This window comes from Microcystis flos-aquae FACHB-1344 (assembly GCF_014698375.1).
Lineage (GTDB): Bacteria > Cyanobacteriota > Cyanobacteriia > Cyanobacteriales > Microcystaceae > Microcystis > Microcystis aeruginosa.
On sequence record NZ_JACJSW010000226.1, the window covers coordinates 1 to 8,436 of the forward strand.

Below are 8,436 nucleotides of genomic sequence, written 5' to 3' on the forward strand. Positions count from 1 at the left end.
TATCATAAGCAACGGATAAAAGTAGCTAGGCTTCATCTTAAAGTATCAAGACAACGTAAAGACAAAGCAATTAAAGACGCTTTGGCGTTAGTCCAGTCTAATGATCTGGTAGTCTATGAAGCTTTAAAGGTAAGAAACTTAGTCAAAAACCGTAAGCTTGCCAAGTCGATTTCTGATGCTTCTTGGTATCAATTCACTGAATGGTTTGAATTTTTTGCCAAGATTTATCGGATTGTTTGTGTTGCTGTTCCTCCCCATTTCACGACTCAAGATTGTTCAGTTTGTGGTACGAGAGTTCAAAAAACCTTAAGCACTAGAACTCATCAATGTCCTAACTGTAAAACAATCTTAGATAGGGATCATAATGCAGCAATAAATATTCTTAAAAAAGGGTTACAATATTTGGGAAATCATCTCAACGGTACTGTTGGGCAAACAGAAACCGACCCAAACGCCTTGGGAGAGTCCGACCTCTGGATTTTCAGTGGAGACATTGAGAATCTAAGTTGTCTCGTTGAACAAGGAATTTCTAACAGCGATGTGGAAAGAATCCCCCGTCACAGCGTAGCTTGACGGTGGGAGTATGTTAATCCTAAGTATTTTTATTGTCTATGGCCTGTCATTTATCCCTCAATCAACTAGCTCAATTATTGTCCTTACAAGATAATGGTGACATAAGTTTTAGTCCTGATAGTTTAGTATCTGGCATTAATACTGATAGCCGTAGTATTGAGTCAGGACAAGCATTTTTGGCCTTAAAAGGTGATAATTTTAATGGTCATGATTTTATCGATATGGCTATCGAAAAAGGAGCGGCGACATTGATTGTCGATCAGCCAGTTTCGGTAAATTACTCTAGTAATATTCCTGTATTCCTGGTCCAGAATACCCTAGAAACCTATCAGCAATTAGCCCATTGGTGGCGGAATCAATTTACTATACCCGTGATTGCTATTACAGGATCGGTGGGGAAAACCACGACTAAAGAATTAATCGCTTCGGTATTAGCAACCCGGGGAAAGGTACATAAAACCCTAGCTAATTATAACAATGAGATCGGAGTGCCGAAAACTCTCCTCGAACTGGATGAAACTCACGATAGTGCCGTAATCGAGATGGGAATGCGGGGACGGGGAGAAATTGCCCTGCTCGCTCAAATCACCCAACCGACGATCGCAGTGATTACTAATGTGGGAACCGCTCACATCGGTCGTTTAGGGTCGGAAGCAGCGATCGCAGAGGCGAAATGCGAGTTATTGGCCGAGTCTCCTTCTAGTAGTATAGCTGTTCTTAACTACGATCACCCTTTACTTACCGAAACAGCTAAACGGGTATGGCAGGGGGAAACAATTACCTATGGCTTCTCTGGCGGCGATATAGTCGGGGAATTACTGGATTTAACTACTTTACGAGTAAATGGACTAGATTTTAACTTACCTTTATCCGGTCGTCATCATGCTTTAAATTTTATGGCGGCCTTGGCCGTAGCGAAAATTTTAGGCATCGATTGGACTTCTTTGCAAGAGGGAATTAAAGTTAATTTACCCAGTGGTCGGGCCAAACGTTACCAATTAGAGCCAGATATCCTACTCCTCGATGAAACCTATAACGCGGGTCTAGAATCAATGTTAGCGGCCTTGGATTTACTGAAAGCTACTCCCGGTCAGCGTCATATTGCTGTTTTAGGCACGATGAAGGAGTTAGGGTCTTTTTCGGAGCAATTACATCGCCAAGTGGGTGAGAGGGTGCAAAAACTAGGTATAGATCGCTTGTTTGTCTTGGTAGATGACCCAGAAGCTAAGTTTATTGCTGAGTCCGCTACTGGGGTCGCTTGCGAATGTTTTCAAACTCACGCAGATTTAATTAATCGTTTAAAGAAAGTGATCGATTCTGGCGATCGCATTTTATGTAAAGCTTCCCATTCCGTCGGTTTAAATCGCGTGGTGGAGGAGTTAATCAGTGATATTAGGAGTTAGGAGATATATGTTAGATAATAGAGCATTTTTTAGGAAGAATGGCCTACTAAAAACTGTTTTTTCAGCGATTTTAGTCCTAGTTTTCTTTTTTTCGGCCGCTCAAGTCTCTTTTGCCCAACAATCGAGACGACTGGAGACTTATCTCCCGGATCTCAGTGGTTTAGCTTGGGTAGAAGCGGATATTTTTCTAGGGGTTCACGATGCCAAAAATAAGGGCAAAAATAGTGATCCATCTCAACCAAGGCTGAGTCTTTTACAGCTGCCTACAGAGGAAAAACCGCTATTATGGCAGGTTTTAAGGGTAGATTGGCCAAATCCAGAGGGATTGAGTAACGATCTCGAAAGTATTACTTCTATCCCAGAAACTAATTTATTTTTGTTGGCTGAAAGTGGCGAGAAAAAACCTTTTCAAAGACTATTTTTAGTAGCATATAACCAGCAAAAAGTCAAGATAGTTGAGCAAATAAATTGGCCGATCGCGGTGGACAATGTAGAGGCGATCGCTGTTAGTCGGCAAGGCGATCGTTATCTATTTATCTACGCAGAACGGGCCGATAGTCAAGAGAGTACAAAGATTCGCTGGACGGATATCTCGTTCAATCCCTTAAAATTCGGGGAATTTCAGTCGGTAACTTTTCGGAGTCCTTTTGGTAGTGGTAAAAATATTCGCCCCATCTCCGATTTAGCCGTAGATAAGCAAGGTAATATCTACATAGCTTCCGCTTACGATCCAGATAATGCGGGAGTGTTTAGAAGTGCTGTTTACCGTATCGGTCAAGTTACAGCCGATAATAGCCTAATTATTGCCCCTAATCCCCAAAAAATTGCAGAAATCGACGGCTCCAAAGTGGAAGCGGTGACCACCAGAGAATCTCCTAGAGGTAAAATAGAAGTCTTTATCGGTACAGATGACGAGAATTATGGCGGTTTTATGCGACCTTTGCTCTTAGATAATTAGCTAAGTTGTTCGTAATTTAAATTGCTTGTTGAGACGAGGCAAGAGGCAAGAGGCAAAACCCCTCCTTGCCCCCCCGATGTCGGGGGGGTTGGGGGGGCGGGGGAGGTTCGGCTAATCTAAGAATAAGCGGTTTAAATACGTCTTAGTTTATCAGACTTTGCTGATAGCATATCTCGAAAAGAACGCCAGCCTAAGTCTGATATAGCACGGGATAGTTGACGATTTTTAACCATTGCCGATGTGTTTAAATCCTCTAAAACTATCGTTTGATTTTCACGAAAAATCTAGTGGATAGTTTCTGCAAGAAATCAGTGCGAGTGTCTTTAATCTTTGCGTGGATTTTAGCCACTCGTTTTCTTGTTTTTTCCCGTCGTTTACTTCCTTTCTGTTTTCTAGAAAGGTTTCTCTGTGCTTTTTTAAGCCGTTTTAGTCGTTTCTTTAACGGTTTTGGTGCGCTTATCTTTTCCCCTGTTGAGAGAGTAGCAAAAGTAGCAATCCCTAGATCAATTCCTACTGACTCCCCATTGTTAGGAAGTGTTTCAGGTTGAATCTCAACCACAAAACTAAGAAAGTATCGATCTGCTGCGTCTTTAATCACGGTGACTCTAGAAGGTTTAGAGGGTAATGGACGGCTCCAAATGACTTTTAAATCACCGATTTTTACTAAAGTAACGTGGTGTTGATTGACGGTGAAGCCATTATCGGTAAATCTTGCTGATTGTTTAGATTTACGTTTTTTAAATTTAGGAGGTTTGACTTTCTTCCCTTTTCTTTCTCCTTGACAAGATGCAAAAAAGTTAGAATAGGCTGTCTCTAAATCTCTCAAATACTGTTGTAAAAGAATAGAATAAACCTCAGTTAAACAGTTTTTTTATGTTGTCTTTTTAATCTTAGTTAGTCTCTTAGATAACTCAGTATATTTAGGCTTTTTCTCTCCTTGTCGATAGAGTTATTGGCAGTGAGCTAAGGTATTGTTCCAGACAACACGCACACACCCGAACAATTGAGACAAAAGCCTTTTTTGTTGGTTTGTTGGGTAAATGCGGTATTGATACCTTGCTTTCATTGGGTTAAAATGAGTGGGTCTGCACTCTATAATCAGTGAGCAGTAATCAGTAAACAGTAATCAGTGAGCAGTAATCAGTGAGCAGTAAACAGTAAAAAGACAGTAGGAAAATTCTATTTAATACTGCACACTTAAAAACTCACATCTGATAACTGATAACTTACCCACTGATAACTGATAACTGATAACTGATAACTGAGAGGTGCGCCATTGGAAGTTCTCAAGTGCTATATTAGGGATCAAGAAAAGCCGTCCTAATAAGGACGGGGTTTTAAACCCAAATTTTCGATAATAGCATTCATACTCATTATTTTTCTACCATCATTCCCCCCTATCCTCTCTGGTATTATCCCTATGCTTGATGCAGTCATAATTTTACTATTCGTCTTCGCTATTGCCAGTATTGGCTATAGTGGTGTGGACTTGCTGCCGGTTACTGTCCAGTCGCAAATCAGCAATATTGAAGCGTTACGCTGGTTATCGGCGGGTTTTGCCTCAATTATTGGTTTAGCCCTTGGTTTAGTTGCCCAAACTACCTATCGTCGTCTAGAAACCCAAGTAAGACAAACTCCGATCGAAGTTATTTTAACCCGTTCGGTCGGTCTAGTTATCGGTTTGTTGATTGCTAATCTGATCTTAGCTCCGATTTTCTTCCTACCGATTCCCAGAGAATTCTCGTTTATTAAGCCGATAATCGCCATTTTAGGCAGTATTATGTTTTCCTATCTGGGGGTTAGTTTAGCTGATACCCACGGTCGGACTTTTTTGCGTCTGATTAACCCCAATAGTATGGAATCAATTTTAGTGGCAGAAGGAACCCTGCAAGCGGCCGCCACCAAAGTTGTTGACACCAGTTGTATTATCGATGGTCGTATCGAACAATTGTTAGACACGGGATTTATCGAAGGACAGATTCTCATTCCCCAATTTATCCTTCAGGAATTACAACAGTTAGCGGATGGCAGTAACGACCAAAAACGAGTCAGAGGAAGACGAGGACTAGATATCTTAAACCGGATGCAGCAAGAACTCCCCGATCGCATTGTCATTCATCCCGCCGATTATGACGATATTAGCACCGTAGATGCTAAATTAGTCCATCTTGCCCAAGAAATTAACGCCACCTTGCTCACTAACGATTATAATCTCAGTAAAGTGGCCAATCTGCAAAAAGTCACCATCTTGAATGTCAACGATCTCGCCCAAGCAGTACGTCCGATCTACTTGCCCGGGGATACGTTGGATCTGAAAATTCTCAAAGCAGGAAAAGAACCCACCCAAGGCATCGGTTATCTAGAAGATGGCACGATGGTAGTGGTAGAAGAAGGAAAAGATTATCTAGGGGGAGAATTGCGGGTAGTGGTGACATCTGCACTGCAAACCTCGGCCGGACGGATGATTTTTGCTAAACCCCAAAATTCCCTAATTGCCTAAAGGTAATAAAACCCAAAAAAGCCTCAAATACAGAGCCAGAGGGGATTGTATTTGAGGAATTTCATTTTTTAAGGGAAGTTAAGTCACTAACCGAACTATCTAGCCAATTTATATCTAAATTAGGCCGGTTTATTGATTACAGCCATGGACTGACGAGCAAAACCGAAATAACTATCCCAGAATTGTTTCTGACTATCGAGGGCAACTTTGGTGGCGGTTTCTTGGGCGGTTAGGTAGGATTTCACCCATTCTTGTTGATATTCGAGGGATTTAACCAAAGTTTCTGGAAACTCAAACACTGGTGTAGTCGAGGGAACACCATTACCCCAAGCGGACAGAAGCATTTTCTGCCATTCGGCTAGGTATTTTTGGTATTCTTCAAGATAATTGGTGTTCATAGAAGTCAAACCGCTAACTAGCCCATCTGGACGGAGATGGTGAGAAAGTGGGGCGGTGTTGCCACCTTCTCGAAAGCAAAACCGGTGCCGAGATAAAATATAATATTCTATCCCTTCCTTAATATTATAACCTGAGTCTGCGACCAGCCCCAATCTTCATGCGATCGCCGTCAGCCCAGCCTATTTTTTTGGTGACTGGGAACTGACGCTAAAATAGTCCTACTCTAGCCATTTTCTCCCAACTATGATCGATCGCCCTATTCATGTAATTGGTGGAGGATTAGCGGGGACTGAGGCGGCGTGGCAGATAGCCCAAGCAGGTATTCCCGTGATCCTGTACGAAATGCGCCCAATTCGCTCTAGTCCCGCCCACCATAGCCAATTTTTAGCCGAATTAGTCTGTAGTAACTCCTTTGGTGCCATGGCGGTGGATCGCGCTACTGGGTTACTCCATGAAGAATTACGACGCTTAAATTCTCTAGTTATTGCCCAGGCCGATCAGCATAGTGTCCCCGCAGGAGGGGCTTTAGCGGTCGATCGAGGGGTCTTTAGTCGAAATTTGACGGAAATCTTGGCTAACCACCCTCTAGTCACCTTAAAACGTCAGGAGATCACGGAAATTCCCCGGGATGGTATCGTCGTTTTAACCACTGGACCGTTAACCAGTGCTGCTTTGGCCGCAGATCTGCAAAATTTCGCCGGCCTGGACTATCTGAGCTTTTTTGATGCCGCTAGTCCGATTATTCTAGGGGAATCGATCGATCGATCGATCGCTTTTCTGGCCTCCCGTTACGATAAAGGTGAGGCCGCCTATCTCAATTGTCCCATGGATCGGGAACAATACCTGCACTTCTGGCAAGAACTAAAACAGGCAGAACAGGCAGAATTAAAGGATTTTGAGCGAGAAAATGCCAAATTTTTCGAGGCTTGTCTGCCGATCGAAGAATTAGCCAGTCGGGGAGAGGATACCATGCGTTTTGGTCCCCTGAAACCGGTGGGATTAGCGGATCCCAGATATCCGGATCAACGTCCCTACGCAGTTATACAGTTGCGAATGGAAGATAAAGCGGGGCAATTGTGGAATATGGTGGGATTTCAAACTAATTTAAAATGGGGTGAACAAACACGAGTTTTCCGTCTGATTCCGGGGTTAGAAAAGGCCGAATTTGTCCGCATGGGGGTGATGCACAAAAACACCTTTATCAATTCTCCCCAGTTATTATCCTCCAGTCTCCAGTTTAAATCGCGACCGACGCTATTAGCGGCAGGACAGTTAATCGGCACGGAAGGCTATACGGCTGCGGCTGCTGGGGGATGGTTAGCGGGAACTAATGCCGCTCGTTTAGCTTTAGGATTAGAAACGGTGACATTGCCAACCACAACGATGATGGGGTCATTATTTGAGTTTATCAGCAGTGCCGAACCGAAACATTTTCAACCGATGCCGCCAAATTTTGGCATTTTGCCGAATTTTACCAGAAAAATCCGCAATAAACGGGAACGTTACGGTCAATATGCCGATCGCTCTTTGCAGGATTTAGAAGCATGGATGAATCAGTTAAAAACTCCCTGTCTCGTCTAACTGTCAATCGCTAAATCGATCGCCCATAATAGAGAAGGAACCTATTTCTTTCTCTATCGCTATGCCAAACCCCGATTTTTTCCCTCCCCAATCCTACAGTCAAGAGGATGTGCAGGAAATTCTCTATTTGGCTATCTCCCGTCAAGGGGATAAGGGAGAAATTACCCGTCAACAGTTGTTAGAAATTGCCGACGATTTAGCTATTGAAGTTAAAGACTTAGAAGCGGCGGAAAATGACTGGCAAGAGTCAAAAATGGTCAGTTATAAGCGGCAAGAATTCGATCGCTTTCGTCGTGAGGAGCTAAAACATAAAACCGTTCGCTATCTGATTATTAATAGTTTTTTTGTTACCATTAACTTAATTAGTGCTGGAACAATTTCTTGGGCAATTTATATCTTTTTGCTGATGGGTTTACCTCTTTCTCTCTCGGCTTGGAAAACTTTTCAAAATCAAGGAATTGCCTACGAAGAGGCATTTAAACGCTGGAAAATTAAGGAGGAAATGAAAGAGTCTTTTGGCAATCTTTGGACACAAATTAAAAAGTTTTTACAGTTTTAAGTACCTAGTCAAAAACAAATTCAACTATAGAGAATAGGGAATAGGGAACAGATGGTAGGGTGGATTAGCGAAGCGTAATCCACCGTCTGCAATAAACTGAAACAACTATAGTGATTTCAAATAAGTCCGATACACTCTGGATCGATGAAACCTTTATTCTATTTGGTATTGATAAGTAGCTGGTTATAATTAAATTAAAAATGGATTTTAGGTTCTATACCCCCTGCCCCCCTTAATAAGGGGGGTGCCGATCCCCCCTTAGTCCCCCCTTTAATCCCCCCTTGATAAGGGGGGTGTCTGACAACTTTTAACACCTACCTACTTATTCTCAATCTTAATTGAAATGACTATAAAATAGAAAAAACTCACCCTCAGCGATCACGGCGATGGCAGAAGAAACGGCGAAAATCAAGCTTTATCGGAAAACCTATCAACTTCCCCAACTAAATCGCCCCGATTTATT

At 42.5% G+C, this 8,436-nt stretch carries 7 protein-coding genes and 1 pseudogene; 6 read left to right on the forward strand and 2 right to left on the reverse strand.

From position 1 onward, the window contains the following. From H6G48_RS24360 to H6G48_RS24370, 3 genes are all read left to right on the forward strand, one after another. Window positions 1-573: RNA-guided endonuclease InsQ/TnpB family protein (locus tag H6G48_RS24360; protein WP_242034761.1), on the forward strand; the 573-nt coding region annotated here is incomplete at its 5' end. A gap of 38 nt (window positions 574-611) precedes the next feature. Next, complete coding sequence (locus tag H6G48_RS24365) at window positions 612-1,976, forward strand: UDP-N-acetylmuramoyl-tripeptide--D-alanyl-D-alanine ligase (RefSeq protein ID WP_190723689.1); 1,365 nt, start codon at window positions 612-614, stop codon at window positions 1,974-1,976. 7 nt (window positions 1,977-1,983) lie between these two features. After that, window positions 1,984-2,934, forward strand: a complete 951-nt coding sequence (locus H6G48_RS24370; RefSeq protein WP_190723691.1) for a hypothetical protein — start codon at window positions 1,984-1,986, stop codon at window positions 2,932-2,934. A 137-nt stretch (window positions 2,935-3,071) separates the two neighbouring features. Here the strand turns inward: H6G48_RS24370 and H6G48_RS24375 are convergent. Then, window positions 3,072-4,000: pseudogene (locus H6G48_RS24375) on the reverse strand (RNA-guided endonuclease InsQ/TnpB family protein); the annotation flags it as partial. A 354-nt stretch (window positions 4,001-4,354) separates the two neighbouring features. On the opposite strand from H6G48_RS24375, the gene H6G48_RS24380 reads away from it, so the two are divergent. Next, window positions 4,355-5,434 carry a PIN/TRAM domain-containing protein gene (locus H6G48_RS24380; protein WP_190723693.1) on the forward strand — a complete coding sequence of 360 codons (1,080 nt, stop codon included), beginning with the start codon at window positions 4,355-4,357 and terminating at the stop codon, window positions 5,432-5,434. 119 nt (window positions 5,435-5,553) lie between these two features. Here the strand turns inward: H6G48_RS24380 and H6G48_RS24385 are convergent, their stop codons facing one another. Beyond that, window positions 5,554-5,832 carry a thylakoid-associated protein gene (locus H6G48_RS24385; protein WP_072924610.1) on the reverse strand — a complete coding sequence of 93 codons (279 nt, stop codon included), beginning with the start codon at window positions 5,830-5,832 and terminating at the stop codon, window positions 5,554-5,556. A gap of 244 nt (window positions 5,833-6,076) precedes the next feature. On the opposite strand from H6G48_RS24385, the gene trmFO reads away from it, so the two are divergent. Further along, the gene (gene trmFO, locus H6G48_RS24390) at window positions 6,077-7,414 is read left to right on the forward strand and encodes an FADH(2)-oxidizing methylenetetrahydrofolate--tRNA-(uracil(54)-C(5))-methyltransferase TrmFO (RefSeq protein WP_002778590.1); all 1,338 of its coding nucleotides are present in this window, start codon (window positions 6,077-6,079) and stop codon (window positions 7,412-7,414) included. Window positions 7,415-7,475: 61 nt separating this feature from the next. After that, the gene (locus H6G48_RS24395) at window positions 7,476-7,973 is read left to right on the forward strand and encodes a 2TM domain-containing protein (RefSeq protein ID WP_190723695.1); all 498 of its coding nucleotides are present in this window, start codon (window positions 7,476-7,478) and stop codon (window positions 7,971-7,973) included. The last annotated feature ends 463 nt before the right edge of the window (window positions 7,974-8,436 follow it).